Source organism: Photobacterium sp. DNB22_13_2 (assembly GCF_052873915.1).
The window spans coordinates 318,858-345,607 of record NZ_JBNNXU010000004.1 but is presented as its reverse complement, the minus strand read 5'-3'; the positions used below and the strand labels follow the sequence as shown (position 1 = coordinate 345,607).

The 26,750-nt window shown below is 45.3% G+C and carries 22 protein-coding genes; 12 read left to right on the top strand and 10 right to left on the bottom strand.

Annotated features, from left to right (window positions below; translation table 11 throughout):
- Positions 1–46: 46 nt before the first annotated feature.
- The 3 genes from ACVA58_RS09120 to ACVA58_RS09110 form a co-directional block, all read right to left on the bottom strand.
- Positions 47–1,510 (bottom strand): fructuronate reductase, encoded by a 1,464-nt coding sequence (locus tag ACVA58_RS09120; protein WP_446510119.1) that lies wholly within the window; start codon positions 1,508–1,510, stop codon positions 47–49.
- 65 nt (positions 1,511–1,575) lie between these two features.
- A complete protein-coding gene (locus ACVA58_RS09115) occupies positions 1,576–2,877 on the bottom strand; it encodes a TRAP transporter large permease (protein WP_446510118.1) in 1,302 nt (433 codons plus the stop codon).
- A gap of 20 nt (positions 2,878–2,897) precedes the next feature.
- Positions 2,898–3,410 carry a TRAP transporter small permease gene (locus ACVA58_RS09110; protein ID WP_446510117.1) on the bottom strand — a complete coding sequence of 171 codons (513 nt, stop codon included), beginning with the start codon at positions 3,408–3,410 and terminating at the stop codon, positions 2,898–2,900.
- A gap of 301 nt (positions 3,411–3,711) precedes the next feature.
- Between ACVA58_RS09110 and ACVA58_RS09105 the strand changes: the two genes are divergently transcribed.
- The 10 genes from ACVA58_RS09105 to ACVA58_RS09060 all read left to right on the top strand — a co-directional run bounded on the left by ACVA58_RS09105 (position 3,712) and on the right by ACVA58_RS09060 (position 15,509).
- Positions 3,712–4,695, top strand: coding sequence for a TRAP transporter substrate-binding protein (locus ACVA58_RS09105; RefSeq protein WP_446510116.1), 984 nt, complete (start codon positions 3,712–3,714; stop codon positions 4,693–4,695).
- Positions 4,696–4,799: 104 nt separating this feature from the next.
- The gene (locus ACVA58_RS09100; protein WP_446510115.1) at positions 4,800–5,585 is read left to right on the top strand and encodes an FCD domain-containing protein; all 786 of its coding nucleotides are present in this window, start codon (positions 4,800–4,802) and stop codon (positions 5,583–5,585) included.
- Between the two features lie 145 nt (positions 5,586–5,730).
- Positions 5,731–6,915 (top strand): mannonate dehydratase, encoded by a 1,185-nt coding sequence (gene uxuA, locus ACVA58_RS09095; protein ID WP_446510114.1) that lies wholly within the window; start codon positions 5,731–5,733, stop codon positions 6,913–6,915.
- Positions 6,916–7,097: 182 nt separating this feature from the next.
- The gene (locus ACVA58_RS09090; RefSeq protein WP_446510113.1) at positions 7,098–8,837 is read left to right on the top strand and encodes a methyl-accepting chemotaxis protein; all 1,740 of its coding nucleotides are present in this window, start codon (positions 7,098–7,100) and stop codon (positions 8,835–8,837) included.
- 55 nt (positions 8,838–8,892) lie between these two features.
- Positions 8,893–9,711, top strand: coding sequence for a siderophore-interacting protein (locus tag ACVA58_RS09085; protein WP_446510112.1), 819 nt, complete (start codon positions 8,893–8,895; stop codon positions 9,709–9,711).
- A gap of 541 nt (positions 9,712–10,252) precedes the next feature.
- Positions 10,253–12,685, top strand: coding sequence for a DMSO/selenate family reductase complex A subunit (locus ACVA58_RS09080; RefSeq protein ID WP_446510111.1), 2,433 nt, complete (start codon positions 10,253–10,255; stop codon positions 12,683–12,685).
- Positions 12,686–12,697: 12 nt separating this feature from the next.
- The gene (locus tag ACVA58_RS09075; protein WP_446510110.1) at positions 12,698–13,324 is read left to right on the top strand and encodes a DMSO/selenate family reductase complex B subunit; all 627 of its coding nucleotides are present in this window, start codon (positions 12,698–12,700) and stop codon (positions 13,322–13,324) included.
- A complete protein-coding gene (locus ACVA58_RS09070; protein ID WP_446510109.1) occupies positions 13,321–14,178 on the top strand; it encodes a dimethyl sulfoxide reductase anchor subunit family protein in 858 nt (285 codons plus the stop codon). Before ACVA58_RS09075 ends, ACVA58_RS09070 begins: the two co-directional genes overlap by 4 nt.
- 87 nt (positions 14,179–14,265) lie before the next feature.
- Positions 14,266–14,919 carry a TorD/DmsD family molecular chaperone gene (locus ACVA58_RS09065; RefSeq protein WP_446510108.1) on the top strand — a complete coding sequence of 218 codons (654 nt, stop codon included), beginning with the start codon at positions 14,266–14,268 and terminating at the stop codon, positions 14,917–14,919.
- Between the two features lie 20 nt (positions 14,920–14,939).
- Positions 14,940–15,509: a 4Fe-4S binding protein gene (locus ACVA58_RS09060; RefSeq protein WP_446510107.1), complete on the top strand. Its 570-nt coding sequence runs from the start codon at positions 14,940–14,942 to the stop codon at positions 15,507–15,509.
- 93 nt (positions 15,510–15,602) lie between these two features.
- Here ACVA58_RS09060 and ACVA58_RS09055 read toward each other — a convergent pair whose 3' ends face one another.
- Genes ACVA58_RS09055 through ACVA58_RS09040 form a run of 4 tightly spaced genes read right to left on the bottom strand, consistent with a single transcriptional unit; the run spans position 15,603 to position 19,232 of the window.
- Entirely contained in the window at positions 15,603–16,364 is a 762-nt protein-coding gene (locus tag ACVA58_RS09055) for an iron ABC transporter ATP-binding protein (RefSeq protein ID WP_446510106.1), read from the bottom strand.
- Positions 16,365–16,370: 6 nt separating this feature from the next.
- Positions 16,371–17,318, bottom strand: a complete 948-nt coding sequence (locus ACVA58_RS09050; protein WP_446510105.1) for an iron chelate uptake ABC transporter family permease subunit — start codon at positions 17,316–17,318, stop codon at positions 16,371–16,373.
- Positions 17,311–18,270: an ABC transporter permease gene (locus ACVA58_RS09045; protein WP_446510104.1), complete on the bottom strand. Its 960-nt coding sequence runs from the start codon at positions 18,268–18,270 to the stop codon at positions 17,311–17,313. The genes ACVA58_RS09050 and ACVA58_RS09045 overlap by 8 nt, the downstream gene beginning before the upstream one ends.
- 38 nt (positions 18,271–18,308) lie before the next feature.
- Positions 18,309–19,232, bottom strand: a complete 924-nt coding sequence (locus ACVA58_RS09040; protein WP_446510103.1) for a siderophore ABC transporter substrate-binding protein — start codon at positions 19,230–19,232, stop codon at positions 18,309–18,311.
- 314 nt (positions 19,233–19,546) lie between these two features.
- On the opposite strand from ACVA58_RS09040, the gene ACVA58_RS09035 reads away from it, so the two are divergent.
- Positions 19,547–20,482 (top strand): LysR family transcriptional regulator, encoded by a 936-nt coding sequence (locus ACVA58_RS09035; RefSeq protein WP_446510102.1) that lies wholly within the window; start codon positions 19,547–19,549, stop codon positions 20,480–20,482.
- 137 nt (positions 20,483–20,619) lie between these two features.
- The gene (locus ACVA58_RS09030) at positions 20,620–22,614 is read left to right on the top strand and encodes a TonB-dependent receptor domain-containing protein (RefSeq protein WP_446510101.1); all 1,995 of its coding nucleotides are present in this window, start codon (positions 20,620–20,622) and stop codon (positions 22,612–22,614) included.
- Positions 22,615–22,707: 93 nt separating this feature from the next.
- Here the strand turns inward: ACVA58_RS09030 and ACVA58_RS09025 are convergent, their stop codons facing one another.
- From ACVA58_RS09025 to ACVA58_RS09015, 3 genes are read right to left on the bottom strand one after another with little or no spacing between them, the layout of a single operon-like run.
- Positions 22,708–23,553 carry a DmsC/YnfH family molybdoenzyme membrane anchor subunit gene (locus ACVA58_RS09025; protein WP_446510100.1) on the bottom strand — a complete coding sequence of 282 codons (846 nt, stop codon included), beginning with the start codon at positions 23,551–23,553 and terminating at the stop codon, positions 22,708–22,710.
- A 1-nt stretch (position 23,554) separates the two neighbouring features.
- Positions 23,555–24,172: a DMSO/selenate family reductase complex B subunit gene (locus ACVA58_RS09020; protein WP_446510099.1), complete on the bottom strand. Its 618-nt coding sequence runs from the start codon at positions 24,170–24,172 to the stop codon at positions 23,555–23,557.
- A 10-nt stretch (positions 24,173–24,182) separates the two neighbouring features.
- Positions 24,183–26,615 (bottom strand): DmsA/YnfE/YnfF family dimethyl sulfoxide reductase, encoded by a 2,433-nt coding sequence (locus tag ACVA58_RS09015; RefSeq protein ID WP_446510098.1) that lies wholly within the window; start codon positions 26,613–26,615, stop codon positions 24,183–24,185.
- Positions 26,616–26,750: the final 135 nt, after the last annotated feature.

Sequence of the window (26,750 nt, the reverse complement as noted above, 5' to 3'; positions counted from 1 at the left end):
CTCCGAAGAAACAGTGGGCGAGCATGTCGCCCACTGTTGAAATGGGTTATAGGGATGCGACGGCGGCACGAGCGCCTTTGGTAAGGATTAGTTGGTAAGCTTTAGTGACAGCGTCAACGAATTCATCGTTTTGGATCAAATCCGTACCGAAAACAGCCTCAATACCTAAAATGGCTTTAACGGCCGAGGTATTAATACCGTGCTCTTGGTAGATAGCTTTGAATTGGTTAACCATAGGGTCGCGAACATCAATTGGGTTGGCTTTTTCATCCACACCGCTGATGTAGGTCATCCAGCCGGCAATGCCCATCGCCAACCACTTGTAATCAGATCCCGCGGCGAGGTGATGACGCAGCGAGCCACCCATGCGCTGAGGGATCTTTTGGCTACCATCCATCGCAATTTGCCATGTTTGATGCTTCAGGCTTGGGTTGGTAAAACGCTCGATAAGTAGCTTGGCGTAAGCTTCAAGATCAGTGCCCTTAGGCATGCTTAGGGTAGGCGCTTGTGCCTGCATCATCATGTCGAAAGCTGCTTTGCGGTAACTTTCGTTGGTCATGGTGTCTGAAATATGTTGGTAGCCGCCCAGGTAGCCTAAGTAAGCAAGAAACGAGTGGCTGCCGTTTAGCATGCGCAGTTTCATTTCCTCAAAAGGTACGACATCTGCAACAAACTCTGCACCAGCTACATCCCACTCAGGACGGCCATTAACGAAGTTGTCTTCGATCACCCACTGGCGGAACGGCTCACAAGCAATACCACATGGGTCTGCAACGCCAACCAGTTCGGTAATTTCAGTTAAGGTTTCCGGTGTTGCTGCTGGAACGATGCGGTCAACCATGGTGCAGGGGAAGGTCACATTAGCTTCAATCCAACCAGCCAATTCTTGGTCAACTAAGTTGGCAAAGTCCAGTACAGCAGCACGGGCCACATGGCCGTTTTCTTGTACGTTATCACATGACATTACGGTAAATGGTGCAAGGCCAAGTTCACGGCGAATACGCAGTGCTTCGACGATATAGCCAATTGCAGACTTTGGCTCGCGAGGGGTTTCAAGATCGGCTTTGATAAGTCCATTGTTCTTATCCAAACGGCCGGTTGCAGGGTCGGCACAGTAGCCTTTTTCTGTAATTGTCATTGAAACGATGGCAACTTGCTCTTCTGCCATTTTTTCAAGTACCGCTCGTTGACCATCGAAGCTTGGATGCAATGATTCAGTGACTGAACCGATCATCTTGACGACTGTTTCTTTCGCCCCTTTTTCTGCCACAGTATATAGATGTTCTTGTTCGCGTAGTTGGGTAATCAGCTCTTCGCCGCCGAAGAGGTTAATTTCACAAATTCCCCAGTTGCTGCCGGTTTTTTCCAGCATTTCATTGGTAAACAATGCTTGGTGGGCTCGGTGGAAAGCACCAAAGCCAAGGTGAACGATACGGCTTTTTAGTGCTGAACGATCGTAGTTAGGGCGAATGACTTGTGTGTTTACGTTTTTGTTAGCGATATTATCCATTGTTTTGTCCTTGATTCCGCCAGCTATGCTGGCGGAATGTTAAATTGGGGAAGTGAACTACTTGATTAGTAACCTAGAACTAGACCTGGTAGGAACAGGCTAAGCTGAGGAATAAAGGTTACAGCTAGCAGCGCAACAATCAGTGCGGCATAAAATGGCAGCAGCGGTTTGATGATCTTATCGATGGACACTTTAGCCACCGAACAACCGATAAACAGTGCGCTACCTACCGGCGGTGTACAGATACCAATCGCTAAGTTAAAGGTCATCATGATACCGAAGTGAACTGGGTCGATACCTAGGTCTAGAGCGATAGGTAGGAAGATTGGCGTAAAGATAAGAACCGCTGGCGTCATATCCATGAAGATACCAACAATCAATAGGATTAAGTTGATGATCAGCAGGATAACCAATGGATTTTCAGAGACAGCCAGTAGGGCATCGGCAATCATATAAGGGATATCGGCATTGGCCATCGCCCAAGACATACCCATTGAAGCACCGACCAGCAGCAAAACAATTGAGGTCGTTACTGCTGATTCCAGAATGATTTTCGGTAAGTCTTTGAACTTCACTTCGCGGTAAATCAACACGGCGAGTATGAAGGTATAGACAACCGCAATGGCTGAGGCTTCTGTTGCGGTGAAGATACCACCAATAATACCGCCCATAATGATGACGATAAGCATCAGTGAAGGAAGCGCTTTAAGTAGTGTGTCCCACACTTGTGCCAGGGTTGGCTTAGGTGCAAGTGGATAGCCACGGCGTTTAGCAATAAAACCTGCGACACACATCAAGCTAAGACCCATGATGATCCCTGGAATGTAACCACCCAAGAAAAGAGCCGCAATCGATGTGCCTCCAGAAACCAATGAGAATACGATCAATGTATTACTTGGCGGGATCAACAAGCCTGTTGGGCAAGAGGTAATGTTAACCGCTGCCGAGAAGTGTTCATCGTAACCATCTGCTTTCTGTAGTGGCGACATGGTGCCACCAACCGCAGCCGCAGATGCTACAGCCGAGCCAGAAATTGAACCAAACATCATGTTAGCCATAACGTTTACGTGTGCTAGTGAGCCCGGTAGTCGGCCACCTAATACTTTGGCGAAATTGATCAGACGGATAGCGATACCGCCTTGGTTCATGATGTTACCGGCTAAGATAAAGAACGGGATAGCTAATAGTGCAAAGTTATCCAGACCAGCGGCCATACGTTGTGCGACAACCGCAATCGCTGGCTCAAGCGGTAAGCTCATCATGATTGTTGCAAGCGACGATAAACCGATAGCAAAAGAAACAGGGATCCCCAAAGTGAGGAGAACTGCAAAGCTACCAAAGAGTGTGAGAATGACTTGCCATTCCATAGTGGTAATCCTTTATTTAATTAATTCTGTTGGGCTTCAGCGGCTGGGATATTGCCAGAGAGTAGTTGCGACAGTTTTTCATAGCCGAAAACAGCGGAGTAGAAGATCATTAGCGCTCCACTAATTGGTAGGCAGAAATATATGTAGCCCATTTCAAGGCCTAGGGCCGGTGTCACCTGTCCTGTTGACAGTGTTTTTAGCGCTAGGTTGGTGCCTCCATATACCAAAACGATGAAAGCAAAAGCGGCAATTGAAAGCTGGATAACAATTTCGTTGATTAACTTTCGCTTACCACTTAATTTCATTGTGAGAAGATCGATAGCTAGGTGACGTTTTTGACCTGTGGTGTAGGCGGCACCAATTAAAGCAACCCACATAAATAGATAGCGAGCTAGTTCGTCAGTAACAGTGCTTGGTTTACCAATGACGTAGCGTGAAATTACCTGCCAAATTACACAGAAAACCAAGAAAGAAGACAGCGATACAGTAAACATCGCCAACCCTCTATTTATATAACCAACCAGTTTGTTCATCTTCAGTTCCTTTCAATGGGGATTCGTGCCCTATGGTTTGGTTAACCAATGTAAGAAAATATTAATAAGTTCTATGCATAGACACGGTCATTTCTGGCTGAAATTATAGGGAAGGGCGGTAAAAAGTCATGTGAGGAGCATCACATTTGTATTGGTTGACCAATTTCGGGGTGTTTATTGTGATACAGGTCAACCAATTGATGTTTTAGGTTTGACGGTTTATCCATTTGGCGACAATATTGGCTCCGTAAGCAAACATACCCTACATAAATGGATTACCAATCTCACGGAGATAACAATAATGATGACACGTAAGAATGTGTTAACAGCAGTAATCGGCGCAGCATTAACTTTTGGTGCAACAGCTTCTGCATACGCTGCAACAACGCTAAAGCTAAGCCATAACCACCCACGTGACCATGCGGTACACCAAGCAATGGACGCGATGGCAAAAGAAGTACGTGCTCTTACAGATGGTGAAGTTCGTATCCGTATCTACCCAGATGCGCAGCTTGGTACCCAGCGTGAGTCAATGGAGCTGATGCAAAACGGTGCACTAGAAATGGTGAAGACTAATGCTGCTGAGCTAGAAGCATTTGCCCCAGCTTATGCTGCCTTTAACCTTCCATACCTTTTCCGTGATAAATCACACTACTACAATGTTAAGGAAGGCGAAGTTGGTGAAGAGATCCTAGCTTCTTCACGTGACAGTGGCTTTGTTGGTGTGACTTATTATGATGCAGGTGCACGTAGTTTCTATACTTCTAAGCCAATCAATACGCCTGAAGATCTAAAAGGTATGAAGATTCGTGTTCAGCCAAGCCCTTCTGCAATTGCAATGGTTAACGCATTGGGTGGAAGCCCTACACCGCTAGCGTACGGTGAACTATATACTGCTCTTCAGCAAGGTGTTGTTGATGCTGCTGAAAATAACATTCCATCATTTAGTTTGAGCCGTCATGGTGAAGTTTCTAAGTACTTCAGCCTAGACGAGCACACCATGGTTCCGGATGTACTGGTTATTTCGACTAAAGCGTACGATGGCCTTTCTGAAGAGCACCGTGAAGCACTGAAAACAGCATCAATGAACTCGATGGAGTTAATGAAGAAGCTTTGGGCTGAATCTGAAGCAGAAGAGCGCGCAAATGCTGAAAAGCTGGGTGTTAAGTTTGTGAAACCAAACAAAACCGCATTCGTTGAAGCTGTACAGCCAATGTATGATGCGCTAGAAACATCAAACCCTGAGTTGAATGAAATTGTTGAGCGTATCCAAGCTGTTCAATAATATGAAATCACAAACAAAATAAACGTAATAACAAAGTGTTGCCACACTTTTCGATATAGAGGTTGACCAATTTTATTTGGTCATTATGATGGCGTAATAGTGCAATGGAAAATAGTGAAAATATCATCATGATGCCTTTTGAACCAAAACGCCCTTATCAAGAGTTAGGGTTGGTATTAAGACAAGAGCTAAGAGACGGTCATTACCAAGTTGGGGATCGTTTACCACCAGAGCGTGATATCGCTGACAGGCTTGATGTCAGTCGTACCGTGGTACGTGAAGCGATTATTATGCTCGAGTTGGAAAATCTTGTTGAGGTTAAAAAAGGGTCAGGAGTATATGTACTTAATATTCCTAACCACTCTAACACTCGTGAGAATGTGATCAGCGATGACGCAGGCCCGTTTGAAATGCTGCAAGCAAGGCAGTTACTTGAAAGTAACATAGCTGAATTTGCTGCTATTCAAGTGACGCCAAGTGACATTGTTAAAATGCGTGCTGCACTTGAATTGGAACGAAATGAAATCGCAAGTGGTTCTATGAACTGCACTGGTGATGAGCAGTTCCACCTTTGTATCGCAGAAGCGACTCAAAATTCAGTGTTGGTCGATATGTTAAAGCATTCTTGGGAACGTCGTGAGCAAAGCCCTATGTGGAAAAAGCTTCACAGTCACATTAATGATACGGCATATCGTGAAGAGTGGTTGGAAGATCATGCTAAGATCCTGGCTGCAATGCAGCGTAAAGATCCAATTGCGGCTAAGAATGCTATGTGGCAACACCTTGAAAATGTAAAGCAACGCTTATTAGAACTTTCTGATATTGATGATCCGAATTTTGATGGTTATTTATTTAGCTCTAATCCGGTTGTTCTCCTTGGTGGTGAATAAACATCAATCATAATTAATGGTGCTGGCCAATATATATTGGCCTCTATTTTCTGACAGTTAATTATTAGCTGTTATTTTAAAGTCAAAAATACTTAACTTGAAAATGTTCAAGCGGGTTAAGTATGTCTGTAAAAAGGTGATTGTCATGGAACAAACCTGGCGCTGGTATGGCCCTAACGATCCTGTTTCTCTTGATGATATTCGTCAGGCTGGTGCAACAGGTATAGTCAACGCATTACACCATATTCCTAATGGTGAAGTGTGGACTAAAGAAGAAATTCTTAAGCGAAAAGAAATTATTGAAGCGAAAGGATTAACTTGGTCTGTTGTTGAAAGCGTGCCTGTACACGAAGAAATTAAAACGCAAACAGGCAACTACCAACAGTGGATTGATAATTACAAACAAACATTACGTAATCTTGCTGAATGCGGTATTGATACGGTTTGTTATAACTTTATGCCTGTTCTCGATTGGACTCGTACTGATTTAGAATTTGAAATGGCGGATGGTTCTAAAGCTCTGCGTTTTGATCAAATTGCTTTTGCTGCGTTTGAATTACATATTCTTAAGCGCCCTGGTGCTGAAAACGATTATTCAGCAGAAGAGCAAGCACAAGCTCAAGACTATTTTAATAATATGTCTGACGCAGACATTGCTAAGTTAACCGGTAATATTATTGCTGGCCTTCCAGGTGCAGAAGAAGGGTACACTCTGGAAGAGTTTCAAGCTCAGCTTGATCGCTACGCTGGTATCAGTAAAGATGATCTTCGTCAGCACATGGCACATTTCTTAAAAGAATTAATGCCTATTTGTGATGCGAATGGTTTGAAGATGGCGGTTCACCCTGATGATCCACCGCGCCCAATTCTTGGTCTGCCACGAATCGTGTCTACGATTGAAGATATCAATTGGTTGACGTCTGAAGTACCAAGCCAAAATAATGGTATTACCATGTGTACAGGCTCTTACGGTGTGCGTGGTGACAATGATTTGGTTAACATGATCAAACAGCATGGCGACCGTATTTACTTTACTCATTTGCGTTCTACTCAGCGCGAAGAAAACCAAATGAGCTTCCATGAAGCGGCCCACCTTGATGGTGATGTTGACATGTACAATGTCGTAATGGCCATTTTGGAAGAAGAACAACGTCGTGAAGAAGTGGGTAATACCCGTTTGATCCCTATGCGTCCTGACCATGGTCACCAGATGCTGGACGACCTTAAGAAAAAAACAAATCCAGGTTATTCTGCGATTGGTCGTTTAAAAGGACTTGCGGAAGTACGAGGCCTAGAAATGGCCCTTAAACGTGCATTCTTCAAAAAATAAAAAGTCCTTATACACCTATAGTTTGTGTATATATTTACCAACTTTTGGCCCGATTATCGGGCCTTTTTTTTATTTATAGATCAAACCGACATTTATTTTTTGGCGCTCCATGTATGGTGTTTCTTCCCCATTTGCCTATGGGTTGTTTCTCTTACCAAACACTTGCCACACAGGGATAAAATATGGCAAAGATACTATCGTTTAAAGTTAAAATTATTACCACTTTGATAGCTATATTAATAGCAACGGTGATTACCTCATTCTTTAGCGTCAATTATTATTTAAGTCGATATATTTTTGACAGTGATGCCAAAAATATTAATGCGCAAATCAACTTGGTAAAAGATAAGCTGTATGATGATATCCGTAATAAGGTTCTGATTTCTGAGAATATTAGCTTAGATATAACCAGTATCCAAGAGGTGGCAGAGCGAGCTGGATTTTATGCGGCAGCGAAGGTGATTTCTGATTTTGTTATAACTGATAAAGGGCGTGTTGATGACGAAACAGCAGCAAGTCACTATATTGAACTTGTAAATAGAGCACATGGAACGACTGTTAGTGATATTTTCTATCAAAATGATATCCCATTAATATCAATAACGGTACCTAGCAGTAATGGTGGTGATGTCCTTTATCTCGACTTGAGGAGTACTCAACAGTTACTTTCTCAATCTTCGGTTGAAGGTAGTTACTTTGATTTGAAAGATAATAAAGGCACTGTGCTGTTTAGTAACAGGGTTGATGGCGATCTTATCCCTTATACTAATCAGTTTGCTGTTGGTGATAGTCAATGGACCCTGACAGGCTACATTGATCGGGGTTATATTCAGCAAAATACGAATACTTTAAGTGGCAGCATTACGATGGCACTCGTGCTGGTGGCATTGATTTCTATTCCTCTTAGTATTCTTTTTATCAATACTATCTTCAAGCACCTTAGCGCGTTGAGAAACATCATCGTCGGCCTGTCCAGAGGAGATGCCGATTTAACACGACGATTGGATGTATACAGCAATGATGATCTAGGTAAGATTGCCTCGGGCATTAATCAGTTTATTGAAAACTTGCAGAAAATGATGCTGGAGGTGTCGCAATCAAGCCAGGCAATTGAGCATGAAGTGACGGCCCTTAAAGGAAAAGCGGACTCTAACAAATCTCTACTTACTCGCCATACTCAAGAAACTGAAAAAGTGGTGACAGCCATAAACGAAATGAGTGCGACGGCAGAATCTGTGGCGCATAGTGGCAAGAGTGCTGCTGACTTTACCCATGCAACCAATGTTGAAGCCGAGAAATCTAAGGATGTGGTAAAGATCGCTTCTAGTAGTGTGAACCAGCTCTCGACTGAAGTGGAAGGTATGTCAGAATCTATCCAGACTATGAGTAAGGATTTTGAAAAAATCGATGCTGTGTTGCATGTCATTGGTGAAATAGCAGAACAAACAAATTTGCTGGCGCTAAATGCTGCTATCGAAGCCGCACGGGCTGGTGAGCAGGGCAGAGGGTTTGCTGTTGTCGCTGATGAGGTAAGGGCGTTGGCGGCAAGAACGCAACAGAGCACCTCTGAAATCGATATCATGTTATCTGATTTGCGCAAAGCGACGTCTGCTGTTGTTCAGTCGATGGGTGTTACTCGTGGCAGTTGTGCCCAGACAGTCGAGCATACTGCCAATGTTATGGCGTCATTGGAATCGATGACCAACTCGATTGGTCAGATTAACGATCTCACTACCCAAATTGCCACTTCAGCCAATGAACAGAGCGTGGTAACGGAAGAAGTGAACAAGAATATGATTGCGATTCACGACATGATCAATGAGCTAAATCGTAATGCTGATGATTCTGTCACCAGTACCGAGCAACTTGCTGTTACCAATGGCCAGTTAAATGCAATGGTGGCGAATTTTAAGTTGAAGTAACACAAAAATATAAGTGATAATCAATATTATTATCACTTTTTTTGTGGAGTATTACATGGCCCAGGCGATGAGTCCAAAGAAGCTATCAGTAGTGGGTAAACAATTCGTTACCCCTAATATGATCCGTTTGACGCTTGGCGGTGAAGGGAGCCACCACTTTTCGCAAGACAGTGTTGGGCAGTATGTGAAGTTCCTCTTTACCGCGAATGGCAGTACTGATATCGGCCAAGTACCTGAAGGGAAAAGGCCGATGATGCGTACCTTTACAGTTTCAGGCTATCAAGCCGGAACTAGGGATGAAGCAGGCACCATCACGATTGATGTTGCCAAACATGATCTGGCTGAAGTTGATGGTGATATGACACCTGAGGTTGGTGGTTACGCATCTCGATGGGCACTCAAAGCGCAAGCCGGTGACACTATCTCTTTGGTAGGCCCTCGCCCAATTCAAGCGATGCCTGTTGAAGCTGATCGCTTCTTGTTGGTAGCAGATATGACAGCGCAAACTGCGTTGCAGGGCAAACTGGTTTTATTGCCTGAGAGCGCTAAAGGTCATGTTGTTCTTGATGTACCGACGAAAGATGATGTGCAGCCACTTGTACTTCCGGAAGGCATTGAGCTAGTTGTTAACATTAGCGCTGAAAGCGCGCTGTCTGATCGTGTTAAAGCGATTGATCTCGACACTTCCGGTTTGGCGGTATGGTGTGCTTGTGAGTTCAGTGAAATGCGGGCGATCCGTAGTTACATTACGTCAGACAAAGATGTAGACCGTAAAATGTGTTACTTCAGCAGTTACTGGAAAGAAGGCGTGACTGAAGATGGCCACAAAGCGCTTAAGCGAGAAGATAGTAAGGAATTAGAAATAAATAGCTAAGCATTAATAAATAAAGATGAGTTTACTAGGCCCCGGTGCTTGCATTAAGCATCGGGGCTTTTTTACCTATATTCGCTAGGTTGTTCCTATGTTGCTTATTTATAGGAATGTTTTCAATAGGATTAATTGCTCTTATTTATTTAAATGACTCTTGTTTCTTCTGGTTTATTAATAGAAAAAGCTATTTTATTTAAAATTATGAATAAGGGGTTAATGGTGGTTTCATATATCATTTGCGAGTGGTTATTAATTGTATTTTGTCTTAAAAATAATGACTTATAGGTGAGGTTTTATATTCTTATCAATATAAAATATTTTACTTTCTGTTTGTTTTCCTCTCTTGTTGCTCGGGAAATACGTGCCTGCATTAATTTATTATCACATAGTGTCTTAAATTGATTCTGATCATTAATTCACGACCACTACTACTTTAGTATCAGCGAAATAATAAATATGTAAAACAGCCTGTCTTATTTGTATTGTTTTTCTATAACAAATTACAAAGGGGATGGTTTTACTCCTCATTCATAATGGTCGCAATATGAAAAACTGGATAAACGAAGCAATCCTTTCGCCAATGAAGCGCCGTAGCTTTATTAAGTGGAGTGCCGCTGTCGGGGGTGCTGCTGCAACTGTAGGTACAGGTCTGCCTTTAAAAGCGGTGGCTAAACCAACAGAAAATGAAAAAGTAGGCGAGACAAATACTGTTTGGTCTGCCTGTATGGTTAACTGTGGTAGCCGCTGTGCACTTCGTGTTCACACTAAAGATGGCGTCATCACTCAGATCGAAACCGATAACCGTGGTGACGATAGCGAATTTGGTAAGCACCAAATCCGTGCCTGTCTGCGTGGCCGTTCTATCAAGCACCGTGTATACAACCCTGATCGCCTGAAATACCCAATGAAGCGAGTTGGTGAGCGTGGTGAAGGCCGTTTCGAGCGTATTAGCTGGGACGAAGCGCTAGATCTGATGGCAGACAAACTCAAGTACACCATCAAAGAGTACGGTAATGACTCGATTTTCATTACTTACGGCTCGGGTACTCAAGGTTATCGTACCGACGGTAAGGATTGCTTCAAGCGACTATTTAACATGATGGGTGGTTTCCTGGATTACTACGGAAACTACAGTTGGGGTCAGATCATGTTCGCACTGCCGTTCACCTATGGTGACAAAAAGGCAGCGGCATACGGCTCTTACACGACAGAAATTGAAAACGCAGAGCTGCTGGTCATGTTTGGCTATAACCCTGCTGAAACGCGTATGAGTGGCGGTGGTGAGATCCACGAGCATATTGCTGCCCAGCGCAAGAAGAATGTCCGTACCATCATTATCGATCCGCGTTATACCGACACTATGTTGGGTAAAGAAGATGAGTGGCTAGCCATTCGTCCGGGTACCGATGCGGCCTTGGTAGAAGCTATCGCTCACGTCTTGATCACTGAGAACTTAGTTGACCAACCATTCCTAGACAAGTTCTGTCAGGGTTACGATGAGAAGACGCTACCTGCAAGTGCCCCGGCAAACGGTCACTATAAAGCTCATATTCTAGGTCAGGGCCCAGACGGTCTTGAGAAAACACCTAAATGGGCGGCAGGGGTTACGGGTATTCCAGAGAAGAAGATTATCCAGCTGGCGCGTGAAATTGGCACAGCGAAGCCATGTTTCATCACACAGGGTACTGGTATCCAGCGTCAGGCGAATGGTGAGCAGACTTCACGTGCTATCGTTATGCTGCCAATCCTAACGGGTAACATCGGTCTTCCGGGTACTAACACCGGTGATATGCCAGCTAACTACGGTTACCCAGCGCCGCGTATTCCGGTTGGTTCTAACCCCGTGAAAGTAAAAGTACCGTTCTTTAAGTGGAGCGATGCAATCTGGCGCCATGAGGAAATGACCGACAAGACCGATGGTATTCAAGGTGATGAGCGCATGCGTACGCCAATCAAATTCATCCTTGCCTACTCAGGTAATGTATTGATGAACCAGCATGCCGATCTAAACCGTCAAGCTGAGATCATTAAAGATGAGTCATTGGCTGAGTTTATTGTTGTATGCGACAACCACATGACCGCATCAGCACGTTATGCCGATCTACTACTGCCAGACGTAACCACTATAGAAAACAACGAAGTTAGTTCTGATGGCTACTCGTCTGGGTCTATGGCGGGCTTATGGCCGTTAGTTCGTGCTATTGAACCGCTGTACGAAACACGCAGTGCTTACCAGATGTGTGCCGAGCTTTCTAAGCGCTTTGGTCTGTATGAACAGTACTCTGAAGGCCGTAACCGTGATCAGTGGCTGGAATACTTGTATGCCGAACGCATGAAGCAAGATCCGAATATTCCTTCTTTGGACAAACTTCGCAAAGATGGCCCATATACAGTGGTAGCGCCTAAAGAAGGCCGTATTGCACTGGAAGATTTCCGTAACGATCCAGAAGCTAACCCTGTAGGTACGCCATCTGGCCGTATCGAAATTTACTCGACCAAGCTTGAAACTATCGCCAAAGAGTGGGATCTGAAGGACGGTGATGTGATCACACCGCTCCCTCAATATGTAACAACTTGGGAAAGCCATTTGGACCCGAAAACTAAAGAGTTCCCGTTACAGCTATTCGGTTACCATACCAAAGGCCGTACTCATTCTACTTACCACAATATTCCGTGGCTACGTGAAGCGGTATTTGACGGTATCTGGATGAACCCAATGGATGCCGCGAAGCGCAACCTCAAGAGTGGTGATTTCGTTAAAGTATGGAACGACCGAGGTGAAATCCGCGTCGCGATTAAAGTAACTCCTCGTATCATGCCTGGTGTAACAGCGATGGGCCAAGGTGCTTGGTACAGCCCAGACAAGAAAGGTGTCGACCAAGGTGGTTGTATTAACTCGCTAACGTCGCAGCGTGCGACTCCGTTATCGAAAGGTAACCCACAGCACACCATTCTAGTTGAAGTAGCCAAGGCCTAAGGAGAAGCGTAAATGACTCAATATGGTTTCCACGTTGATACCAGTAAGTGTACTGGCTGCAAAACGTGCCAAGTATCTTGTAAAGACAAAAGTGATCTACCGGTAGGCGTTAACTGGCGTCGTGTGTATGAGTATGCTGGTGGTGATTGGGTGCAGCATGAAGACGGTACTTTCACCAATGACGTGTTTGCTTATTACATGTCTATTAGTTGTAACCACTGTAGCAACCCAGCCTGTACCAAAGCGTGCCCGACAGGTGCGATGCACAAGCGTGAAGAAGACGGTTTGGTTGTGGTTAATGAGGATGTGTGTGTAGGTTGTCGCTACTGTGAAATGGCGTGTCCTTACGGTGCCCCACAGTACAACCCAGAAAAGAAATACATGACTAAGTGCGATGGCTGTTACGAACGTATCGGCACAGGCCAGAAACCGGTTTGTGTGGAATCATGCCCACTACGTGCGATTGATTTCGGTCCAATTCAAGAGCTGCGTCACAAATACGGTGCGCGTGCAGATATTGCACCTTTACCGGATCCACGTTTAACCAGTCCGAACTTGATCGTTAGCACTTGTTCAAACAGCAAGCTAAGCGGCGATACCAAGGGTAGTATCCAGAACCCAACGGAGGTGGGCGCATGAGCCAGTTATCACTAGTCTTCTTTACCGTACTGGCACAAGGTGCGGTCGGTATGTTCATCGCACTTGGCTTGGTTGAAATGCTGTTCAAGCCAAACGAAAAAAACATGACCCAAAGCATGACCCGTAGCTTCATCGCAGTATTTGTTCTGCTAGGTATCGGTGCGGTTGCTTCTGTCACTCACCTTGGCCAGCCATTCCGTATGTTCAACGTGATGTTCGGTTTGGCGCATGGTAGTGCGTTGAGCTTGGAAATTGTGGGCTTGAGCCTATTTGGTGGCGCAGGTGCAGCATACACCGGTATGCGTTTGTTTAATTTGATGCCAGCAGTGCGAAAGCTATTGCTACCTATTGCGATGGTCTTGGGTGTGGTGTTTATTCTGGCTATTGCTAACGTATATACCCTAGTGACAGTACCAACTTGGAATACACCATTTACGTCGTTCCAGTTCTTGATGACTGCAGCGGTACTTGGCCCAATTGCAGCAGCAGTGATGCTTCGCGCACAGTCTGTAAGCATGGGTGAACTGGGTGCTAAAGCAGACCGAAACCTAGCTGCCTCGGCTGCTGGCTTTGGTCTTGTAGCACTGATGGGCTACGCAGCTTACTTGGTATGGTTAGGTCAATTGAACGTTCACGTTAACCCGTTTGAAGTGGTTGATTACTCATTCCGTTTGGCATTCGTGCGTGTTGGTTTACTACTCGCTGGTGTATTATTCTGGCTAGTGAGTTCGCTGAAGGGGGGCTACCACGCTAAACATGTTGCGATTGCCAGCTTTGTACTGGTTTTGGTCTCTGAGTTTATGGGCCGTGCCTTCTTCTACGATGTTTACATCAGCGCAAGTGCAGGCATGTAATTGCCTAAGATGTTGAGCGTAGAAGCTACTTCTCTATTTGATTAAGCAAGGAAGGCTGATTATTCAGTCTTCTTTTTTGGATAAAATATGACCGAACAACAATTTCAAACTGTCGCAGGCTTATCACTAGTTAGCCGTTTCTTCTACCAAGCTTTTCACCAAGCACCAACGGCTGACTTTGTTGATGCAATCTACCAAAATGCATTGATCGGGCAGTGGCCGTTAGATGCAGATAATGATTCATTGGTACAAGGTCTGGAGTTGCTGAAATACAAACCCGATCTAAAAACATTAGCGGATGACTACCAAGCCCTTTTCATTGGACCTGATGTACTAAAAGCGGCACCTTGGGCATCTGTCTACCTTACCGAAGAACAAATACTCTTCGGTCAGCCAACATTGGCCATTAAAGCCTTCTATGCCCAATTCGGGATCGAAATAGATACGGGTGAACGAGAGCCTGATGATCATATTGGTCTGATTTTTACTTTCCTTGCACATCTAACCGAAATGGCATTACAGCAGGATATTGATGAAGACAAACCATCACCAATACTCTGTGCATTAGAAAAATTTCTGACCGAGCATGTGCTGACGTGGGCGCCTCGTATGCTGCACATTATGCGTGAACAGGCAGATACGGACTTCTATCGTGGTATCAGCTTTGCTGCAGAAGGCACATTGCGCCAGTTTGCTCAGTTGGTAAAAGCAGATTATCGGATCGTTCGTTTATACCGTTAATTTACATAAGGGGCAGGGCGATGGAAGACAAAAGCGAGAAGTATTACAAAGCGGTATTAGAGCATAAGCAAGTGAGCCGTCGAGGCCTGTTCCGTGGCTTGCTGGGTGGGGTGAAGAAAACCCATCAAGCGGCCGTCGCTGAGCCTTTTACTCGCAAAGTGGCCCGTCCCCCCCAAGCGGTAGATGAAATCTTGTTAGCCAAGTTATGCGATGGTTGTGGTGAGTGCGAAAAAGCATGCCCTCAGCAAGTAATTGCCATGATCGATGGTAAGCCAGAGCTACACTTGGATTGTAATTTCTGCACCGACTGTGGCGAATGCCAAAAAGCCTGCCCAACTAAAGCACTATCAAACAATATAGCGTCAACGGGGATGATTCCGGTCTTTAGCGGTGCGTGTCGCCGGGTGTTACATGGCTACTGTGATATGTGCGCCGATGAGTGCCCGAAACAGGCAATTGATTTGACTGATAAACGCCCGACGGTAATTAAAGAAAACTGTACCGGGTGCGGTCAATGCCGGACTTCATGCCCGATGGGGGCTATCAGTTTTGAATTAGCGGCAATTCAGCCTATTTCAGTCCAGGGGTAACACGGTTTACCTGAACAACAGTAAAAGAAAAGCGGCGAGTGCACAGCTTTGAAAGCATGGTACTCGCCGCTTTTTTGTCAGAAACAGACTGGGTTAGCTACCGTAATACATACAGATACGGCTGCCATCGACTTCTTGGATCTTGAATGGGATATTGTAGATATCTTCCATGATTGACTGCTGGATGACCTCATCGACCTTACCGCTTTTGATCACTTCACCTTTGCGCATCGCAACGATGTTATCTGAATAGCACGATGCAAAGTTGATATCGTGGATCACGATAACAACGGCTTTATTCATCTTATGGGCAAGCTGGCGGATAGTCTGCATAATCTCAACAGAGTGCTTGATATCCAAGTTATTCAACGGTTCATCTAGGAAGATATAGTCAGTATCTTGCGCCACGACCATGGCGATAAAGGCCATTTGACGTTGACCGCCGCTAAGCTGATCCAAGAACTTATTTTGAATATGAGTGATATCCAGGTGCTCAAGCGCTTCGTCAATAATGCGGTTATCTTCGTCGGTTAAGCGGCCCTTGCTGTGCGGGAAGCGACCAAAGGCAACCAGTTCACGAATAGTGAATCGCATATTAATGTTGTTCGACTGGCGCAACACGGCTAAACGTTTAGATAGCTCTTGGGTATTCCATTGTGACAGTGGTTTGCCCGCAATCAGTACTTCACCGGCATCACTTTCGGTAAGGCGGCTAGCCATCGAAAGTAGGGTACTTTTACCCGCACCATTCGGGCCGATAATTGAGGTTACTTCTCCTAATGGGAACAGGGCGCTCGCCTCGCTAACCACCAAGGTGTCGTTATATTTTTTTGAGAGTCCAGTTAATTTAATCATGATAAATCAAAACTTGTTACGCATTAGAAGATAAAGGAAGTAACTACCGCCAACAAAGTTGATGATGACGCTGATTGTGGTATCGAAAGCAAAGACTTTTTCAATCATCCATTGACCGCCAACCAGCAGTACAACAGACATTGTGCTGGCTGCCAGCATTAGGAAGCTATGGTGGTAGCTACGAAATAGTTGGCGGGTCAGGCTTACGACGATTAAGCCGAAGAACAGTACAGGCCCCACTAAGGCAGTTGAAATTGCCACCATTACGGTAATCACCATCATTACCTGCATCGTGACCTTGTGCGTATCTACGCCTAAGCTTTTGGCATTGTCAGTACCCAGCCAGAACACATCCAGTTTATGGGCAAGTGAATACAAGATAGCGATACAGATCCCCAGCGGAATAGTTGACCAGTAAACCAGTTCAGCATTGACGTTATTGAAGCTGGCAAACATGGTGTTCTGTAAGTTGGCAAACTCGTTAGGGTCGAGGATCATGGTAAAGAAGTTGGAAATACTGCTAAACAGACTGCCACAGACGATACCAATGAGTAGAAGAGTGAAGACATTGCTATTGGCCCGACGGAAATACAGGCTGAACAGTACCATGGAGAAAACGCTCATCGTTAGAGTCGTGATCAGAAAGTTAACTTTTGCATCAGCAAACCACACGCTCATACTACCGAACATCACGATGATGATGACCTGAATCATTACGTAGAGCGAATCGAAGCCAAGGATAGAAGGCGTTAAAATTCGGTTGTTGGTAATGGTCTGAAATACCAGTGACGAAGTTGAAATCGCAATAGCGGCCAGAACAATTGCCATTACTTTCGGCAATCTTAGCGACAGAAAGAACTGGTAATTCTGGGCGTTGAGGCCCTGGCCAATAAAGTAGACAGTAATGAGTAACCCCAATACCGCGAGTAGGGAGACTTTAACACTGTCACGCATTAGATTTGTCCTTCAGTACAAGAGCAATAAATACCGCACCACCGAAGATACTGATGATCATCGAAATTGGCATTTCATAAGGGAAGATAATCAAGCGACCTAAGATATCGCACGTTAATACCATCACTATGCCCCAGTAGGCTGTCCAAGGCAGATTACGGCGCATGTTATCGCCCATAAAGATAGCGACTAAGTTTGGAATGATTAACCCCAGAAACGGAATGACACCAACGATCATAACGACGGTCGATGCAAGGATTGCCACTATTAACACGCCAATGAAAACGATCTTTTGGAAATCTAAACCAATATTTTTAGCAAAGCTTTCACCAACACTGGCAGCACTAAACTGGCTGGCGTAGTAGTAGGCGATCATACAAGCCGGTAGGGCAAGGTAGAGGAATTCGTAGTTGCCTTGAAGAACAGAGGCAAAGTTGGCAACCGTCCAGGCCGACATGGTTTGAACAAGATCATATCGGTAGGCGATAAATGTCGTCATTGCTGAGATGACATTGCCGTACATAATACCGATCAGAGGTACCAAGACAGCATTCTTAAACTGTAGTCGTTGTAAAAACTGAACGAATAATAGGGTACCGACTAACGAGAAGGTTAGGATAACCCCTAGACTAACCCAGCGGTTGGCACCGGCAAAAAAGACAATACCGAGAACGTATCCCAACATAGCACAATCAATCGTACCAGTAGTCGAAGGGGCCGCGAAGCGGTTTTGGCAGACTTGCTGCATGATCAAACCTGCGACACTCAGTCCCGCACCGGCTAGACAAATAGCAAGTAGGCGAGGCAGACGGCTGCCAAAAAGAATGGATAGGGTATGTTCATCGCCGGCTAGCAAGCTATCAAAACTAATATTGGCAACACCAATAAAGAGTGAAAACGCTGCTAGAGGGAATAGGGCGATAACCGCCCAGAGTAATTTTTTATTATGCATGAGTATTTATGCCCGGCTATTGCCGGGCTGATAGGTTGTTATTGAGTAGATGTTACCGCTTTTCGAGCATCATCAATCATGATTTCTGTTGCATTAACCCCTGCGATTGTCAGGTACCATGCGCTTGGGTTTAGGAAGACAACGCGGTTGTTCTTATAAGCAGGAGTGCTCTTGATTAGCGGGTTATCAAATAGCTGCTGCGCTTTACCAGAGCTTTGGCCAATTGCACTTTCACGGTCAAGGACGAATAGCACATCAGGCGCTGCATCAGCGATGAATTCAAATGAGATTAGATTCCCATGAGGGTTTTGGGTATCAGAAGTGCGGGCTGGCGCAAAGCCAAACTCGTCAAACAGCACAGAGAAACGGCTGGCTTCACCAAACATTGAAACGTTATTACCGTTGTTCATTACAGCCAGTGTTTTCAGGCCTTGCTCTTGTACTTGCTCGCGTACTTCACTGAATTGCGCTTCTGTTTCTGCAATCAGCTGTTCAGCTTCTGCTCCTTTGTTAAAGACTTTGCCCAGCATACGCCAGTTTTTCTTCGTGTCTTCCCAGTAGTTACCGTTCTCGACGACGTGCATAACAGTTGGAGCGATTTGAGATAGCGTTGGGTACGCATCCGCTGCACGACCTTCCGCGATGATCACATCAGGCTTTAGGTTGAAAATCTGCTCGAAATTCGCTTCTTTCATGCTGCCGATGGCGGTTGCTTTTTCACTGTAATCAGCAAGGTATTCAGGCAACATTGTTGTGACGGCACCAACGGGTTCGATACCTAAACGATTTAGCGTATCAAGGCTGCCATGGCCACCAACAACAACAACACGTTGCGGTGTGTTTTCAATGGTCGTCGTGCCTAATGTGTGTTGAACAGTAACGGATTCTGCCAATGCTGGTAAATTGATTGCCATTGCACCCATAAGAAGTGCCGATTTTAATGCAGTGGTAAAGCGAGTCATAACTAACCTTGTCAATCTGGAAGCTGATTAGAAGCTGATATGTGCAATCTAATCACAAATGAGAATTGTTTTTATTGATATTACGCATGAAACGGGCAAAAAGCATAGTATTATTAATGTTTGTTTACACTCTATAACCTTTAGTACTAGCTGTGGCACGACTCAGCTGCATCACAGTATTTTGAGTATGAATAGTGACTATTCAGTTTTTGAATGTGTTGGTAATGTGTATTCTATAATTGAATCCCATTAATCCTTCAGCGGATTTTCCAAAGAATCGACGACTAACGAAGATAAATATCAGTGATTAAATTATGAATTTATGCCAAATGGATATCGGACATCTCATTGTCCTTAAACACCTTTTAGAGCGAAAGCACGTTTCGAATACCGCGCAAGCACTGAATATCAGCCAGCCATCAGTGAGTCGTTCATTACAAAAGTGTCGAGCCCTGTTTAAGGATGAGTTGTTGGTTCGGTCTAGCCATGGCTATGAGTTGACGCCAAAAGCCGAATCGGTAAAGACAGAGGTTAGTTCGATGCTAGCTTCATTGGAGCAGTTGGTGCATAACCAAGAGTTTGATCCAAAGACATGCCAGAAATCATTGAAGGTCTTTGGCTTAGTGCCACAGGTAAATTGGTTGCTTCCAACGTTTTTTCAATATCTGAGGGAGCATGCACCTCTACTGACTTTAGAATTGGATACGGTGCCTAAGCGGCATTTTGACGCTTTAATCGCTGGGGATGTTCATTTTGTACTCTCTACTCAGCAACCGCCTTCGTCTGAGCAAAATATTTACCGCAGTTTTATCGCATCGCGTGATTACAGGTTACTGATGAGCGCAGATCATCCCTTAGCCGATCAGGAATTGACACCAGAAAAATTGGTTGAATGCCAATTTGGACAAATTTCCTTGCATGGGGATAGAAACTTATCCATTGAGCAACGCTTCAGGGATCTCGGGTTGACAGACAGGAGCAAGCCTATATCTACTCCGTTGATGCTGTCTAATTTTAACGTCGCTCCTGCCATGGCTGAGCATTCAGATGTCATCTTTCACTTGCCGACACCTTTTGCCGAAGAAGCCTGTGTTAGCCGTAACTTAGTGGCGCGGCCAGTGCCAGAAGGATTGCGGTCACCTTATCAAGATGTCTACTTGTATTGGCATAAGCGATATCACAATGATGAGTTATGTATGTGGATACGTGAAATAATCAAACAATTGCACACGAGCAAAAACTTGAATTAACCGCTCTGTCATTATTCATATATTGAATAATCAAAATTCAAAACCCGTATGGAACTTGTATTGCCATTTTAATGAATAATATATCTAATACGAATCATTATCATTATGTTTGGCTTTATAGTTCTATAAGGACGTTTATGTTTACCAGCACCAACTTCATTCGCAAGCCTTTAGCCTTAGCTGTTGCTTCTGTGTTTTTCTCTGTTCCTGCGTACGCAGAGTTTGACCTTCAAGAAGATCAAACGGATGAGCAAATGGTTGTTACTGCTACGCGAACGGAGACAACCTTAGCGAAGGCACCTGCGTCAATATCGGTGGTTACGGAAGAAGATATTCTTTCAGAGCCAAGCTTGGCATTGAATGATTTGGTGCAAAACATTGCTGGTGTTGAAAGCCAAATGGATGGTGGACGGGCGGGGCGTGAAATGATTTCGATTCGCGGTCTGGATCCTAAATTTACTATGATTCTGGTGAATGGTCGTAAGCTTAGCTCTTCAAATGCTATTTTCCGTGGTAATGACTTCGATTTGTCAGCGATTCCAAAAGCAAGCATTGAACGTGTAGAAGTCATTCGTGGTCCGATGTCAGCACTGTATGGTTCTGAGGCATTGGGTGGGGTGATCAATGTTATTACCAAGCAACCGACCAATGAGTGGAATTCACAGATCAGTGGCGACTACAGCTACCGTGATGATGACAACGGTGGCCAATATTCAGCAGGATTTAATACCTCTGGTGCGTTGATTGACGATGAATTGTATATGTCGTTTGCTGTAAGCCAAACAGCGCGCGATGCTTACAGTGCTTTCTCAGGTAAGGCAGAAGGCTCAAACGGTGAATATGATCGCTCGCAAGCGACAACACTTGAAGAACGCGAAACCCTTGCCGTAAGCGGTAACGTATTATGGTATATCAATGATATGCATGATATCGCTTTCGATTTTTCTTATACCGACGATGAACGTGACGGTATGATTGAGTCAACAGTAGGTCTTACTGATTCTGACTCACGTGTAAAACGTGATATGCAAGCGCTAACCTACAACGGTATGTTCGATTGGGGTGAAGCGCAACTTCGCTATAACCGTGATGCGGTATCGAGTGTCGATGCAGCGGAAGTCGACACCGGTGTCTCTGACATTGATGAAACCAACCAGCAAGTTTATGGCCATGGCACCACTTATATTGGCAGCCACACGCTGACCTTTGGCGGTGAATGGAGCTACTCTGAACTAGATAACCCTGAGAGCCTAACAGAAACCGGTAAAGCCGATGTTCATGAGCAGGCATTGTTTGTGCAAGATCAATGGGAAATCAACGACGCTTATACACTGACTTACGGTACTCGCTTAGATTTCCATGAATCTTACGGTAGCCACTGGAGCCCTCGTGCTTATTTGGTTAACACGGTAACGGATAAGCTAACGTTGAAAGGTGGCGTAGGTTCTGCTTTCAACGCACCAACACTGCTGCAAACCTCAGAAGAAAACGTGATTAACAGCTGTAAGGGTGATTGTCAGGTTGTCGGTAACCCGGATCTTGATCCAGAAACGAGCGTTAGCTACGAAGTCTCAGCTATCTACAATGAGATGACATGGAGTGTTGAAGCCGGCCTATTCCGTAACGATATTAAAAACCTGATCGATCAAGACCGTGATAATGCTGTGGGTATCTCACCGGATGGCCGTGATATTTACACTTACAAGAATATCAACAAAGCAATGACTCAAGGGCTTGAGTTAACCGGTCATTATGATGTGACTGAGTCAATTCAGCTTAACGGTGCCTATACGTATCTTGATACTGAAGATAAATCGAGCGGGAAATCTCTTGAAGATCGTCCAGACCATCAAGCGAATGTACGTGCTACTTGGTACGCGACTGATTACGTTGATACCTTCCTGCGCGTTAACTACACAGGCGAAGCCCTGATTGATTCCGGTAGTGATTTATACCGCCCAAGCTTCACGACTGCAGACCTAGGTATGAACTACCTGATCAACAGTGACTGGCGTCTGCGCGCGGGCGTACGCAATATTACTGATGAGCAGTTTGATGACTTTGAAGTCACTCGCCGTAGTTACTCCATTGAGCCTCGTAGCTGGTACTTGGGTATGACCGCTAACTTCTAAAGCGATAACTAAATAATACTCAGAAGAGATAGAAAAACGGGAGCCATTAAAAAGGGCTCCCGTTTTGTTTTCCGCTATTAAGTGATGAAGTAGTTAGATTCCCACTGTCATATGTAGACCATAGAAGATCCCACGACCAACGAGTTCAGAAAGCAGTACTAAACCAAAGCTAACCACCATTACGGGTACACCTGGACGGCTGCTCATAAGGTTCGGAATGAACCAGACGGCTAGGGCGCCAAGTAGTAAGCCGACACGGATGATCTGAAGCTGCGCCATATTAGGGATAAGCTCTGTCGCAGTGGTCACCGAGGTTTGGATATCAGCTAGCCCGATAAGCTGGCTGACCAACGCACCAAGACTGATAGCAACTGCTAATGATCCAACAAACGGTAAGATTCGATCAAGCCCTGTCATTTTATGCTGTGCGCCAGTTAGCAACAGGTGGCCAAAGATAAGACCAGATGTCAGCATTGTCATTACAAAAGCAATCGGCGTGTAGACCGTATTCCAAGTTGGTACGGTATCAAGTAGGTACAGTTTGATCATGGAGTACATAAATGCGATTCCGACGATCATACCTGCTGCGAGTAGTAGTTTTCGAAGATTTTCGCTGCCTTTATCCAGCATTTCCAACAGCCAATAACCACCACCTAGAGCAAAAAACACACTACCTGTGAAGATTTCATTGGATAGCCAGGAGCTACCAACTTGGTTTAACGCATTGAAAGCGCGCAGTGGACTGCCTAAGTGCATGGTCGAGGCGACAAAAGCGAGCCCCATCAATACCCACAAAAAGAACATCGCTTGATGCAGGCGGTGTTTAACACCCACGCAAAGATCGCCTTTCAAAATCACACCACCAAGCAGCAGGTAAGCACCGACTGAGGTTTGTGCAAGCACGGTAAATAGGATCAGGGGCCATTCATGCCAAGCCATCTTATACCTCCTTAGGGTTTGCTAGGAAACCGCTGCGATCGCCGGTCGGGCGGGCATGACGATTTTGTTTGATGACAATGTTAGGTTTGGTTTTCAGTGATGAAGGCAGTGGTGCAACATCCGCATTGGTGCCATATTTCTTGCGCAGCTCATCAATAGGGCCAAACTCCAGAGCACGCAGTGGACAGGAGCCTACACAGATTGGCTCCAGACCTTGACCAACGCGCTCGTAACAGCCATCACACTTCGTCATGTGACCTTTCTCTGCATTGTATTGAGGTGCGCCGTAAGGGCAGGCCATAGAGCAGTATTGGCAGCCGATACACACATCTTCATTGACCACGACCAAGCCATCTTCTTTGCGTTTGTGCATCGCACCGGATGGACAAACCTTGGCACAGGCGGGTTCGTCACAGTGGTTGCAGGCAATAGACAGGTAGTAGGAGAATACATCCTGACGGAAGGTTTCACCTTCTTTCACCCAGTTACCGCCAGTGTATTCATAGACGCGACGGTAATTCACGCCCATGTCTGTGTTTTTGTTATCTTTGCACGACAGCTGACAGGTTTTGCAGCCGGTGCATTTGCTTGAATCAATATAAAAACCGTATTGTTTCATGGTTTAAACCTTATGCTTTTTTTAGCAGTTGCACGTCGACTAGATTGGTGTGTTGCGGGTTGCCTTTTGCCAATGGGCTAGGGCGTAATGTTGTCAACACGTTCATGCTACCGCCATGATCTACGCCGCTTTTGTCCGGCGCATACCAAGCTCCTTCCCCAAGGGCCGTCACTCCTGGCATCATGCGCGGTGTGACTTTTGCCGTTAAATGAATTTCGCCACGTTCGTTGAAAATACGGATAGGGTCATCTTGCTTGATCCCGCGTTGCTCAGCATCCAATGGATTAAGCCAAATTTGTTGCGGCGCGGCTTCCATGATCTGTTCTACGTTTCCGTAGGTGGAGTGGGTACGTGATTTGTAATGGAAACCCGTTAGCTGTAGCGGGTACTCACTGCGTTTGGGATCATCCCAACCGTCATGGGTCGAGGTATAAACCGGTAATGGGTGAATGACATCATCGGATGCGAGTTCCCATTCAGCAGCAAGGTTTGCCAGTCGCTCTGAGTAGATCTCAATTTTACCTGAAGGGGTATTGAGTGGATTGCTTTCAGGGTTGTTACGGAATTCCGCATGGGCAACAAAGTGTTCAACTTTTCGCTTATAAATACCTTGCTCGCGCATAGCTTCGAAACTAGGCAAGCTTGGGTCTTTCTTACGGGTTTCTGCGTATAGGTGACGTAACCAGCCTTCCTGATCGCGACCTTCAGTGAACTCTTTTTCGATACCAAGACGCTTAGAAATTTCGGTACACATGTCATAAATACTACGTGCTTCGAATACCGGCTCAATGGCTTGGCTAGCGAAAATGAAGTACGGCATATTTGCGGCAGCACCATCCATACAGAAATCAGACTGCTCTGAAGTAGTAAGATCTGGCAGGATAATGTCGGCATATTTAGCAGATGATGTCATGTGGTTGTCAATCACCACAATCATTTCACAGGCTTTGTCATCCTGCAGAATTTCATGGGTACGGTTGATATCTGAGTGCTGGTTCAACAAGCTGTTGCCGGCATAGTTCCAGATAAACTTAATTGGTACATCCAACTTGTCCTTACCCCGTACACCATCCGCTTTTTCAGTCATTTCTGTGCCGCGATAAATAGCATCTGTCCATAAGAAGAAGGAGATCGATGTTTTCACCGGATTTTCAGGAATAGGAAAACGCACGAATGGAATAGAGGTACTCCCTTCACGCGCACCCGTACCACCACCGGAGATGCCAACATTACCTGTCAGGATGGCAAGCATCGAAATTGCGCGGGCGCTGAGTTCGCCGTTGGCGTGACGTTGCGGTCCCCATCCTTGGAAAATGGCACATGGTTTGGTTGAAGCAATTTCACGTGCCAATTTAATAATGATATCGGCAGGAATACCGGTAATGTCGGCAGCCCAAGCAGGGGTCTTCTCAGTGCTATCTTGGCTACTGCCTAGAATGTAGGACTTGTAGTCAGAGTTCGCAGGTGCTGAATCAGGTAGAGTTTTGGCATCGTAGCCAACACAGTATTTGTCAAGAAACGGCTGATCGACCAAGTCCTCTGAGATCATCACATGGGCCATACCTGCAACGAGCGCTGCGTCGGTACCTGGGCGGATCGGAACCCATTGATCTTCTCGGCCACCGGCTGTATCCGTATAGCGTGGATCAATAATGATCATCTTAGCGTTTGAACGGTTTTTAGCTTCAGTTAGATGGTGGATCTGGCCACCACCTGACATGCGGGTTTCTGCTGGGTTGTTACCGAACTGAACAATAAGCTTGGTATTTTCTAGATCGGAAAAAGAGTTATTAGCACCGCTACCAAATGTGTATGGTAAGCTGGCCGATATTTGTGCGGTTGAGTATGTACCATAATGGTTTAGGTACCCTCCTGACAGGTTCATCAAACGGGCAAGCAAACTTGAACCTGGAGGCCATGATTTGGTGACCGTACCACCAAGGGTACCGGTACCATAATTGAGGTAAACTGCTTCACTGCCATATTCTTTGCGAATACGAGTAAGGTTGTTGGCCACTTCATCAAACGCTTCTTCCCAGCTGATACGCTTGAATTTTCCTTCGCCACGTTTTCCTACACGCTTCATAGGGTATTTTAGGCGATCTGGGTTGTAAACGCGGCGGCGCATTGAGCGACCACGCAAACAGGCACGTATCTGGTGGTTACCGTATTGGTCATCACCGGTGTTATCGGTCTCAACCCATTTGATTTCACCATCAGCAACATGCATACGTAATGGGCAACGGCTACCACAGTTAACTGTACAGGCACTCCATACCACTTTCTCATCTGGTGCATTTGTTGAGGCTGCAACTGGACTGGATTTGAAGGGCAGCGCGATGCTGCCTGCAACGGCTGCAAGCCCACCTATTGCCGACGTGGATTTCATGAAATCACGACGGCTAAATGTAGGGGAGAGGAGCTGCTTTATCTTGTTTTTCATAGCACGACATTCTCTATATTTTTAGTTGTACACACTACTTTAGGGGTAGGGCTCTATCGAGATAATCGGCGTGCTGTGTGTGACTAGCTTTGTTTTCTATCAATAAAGGGCGCATATAAATGCGAAGGCAGCATA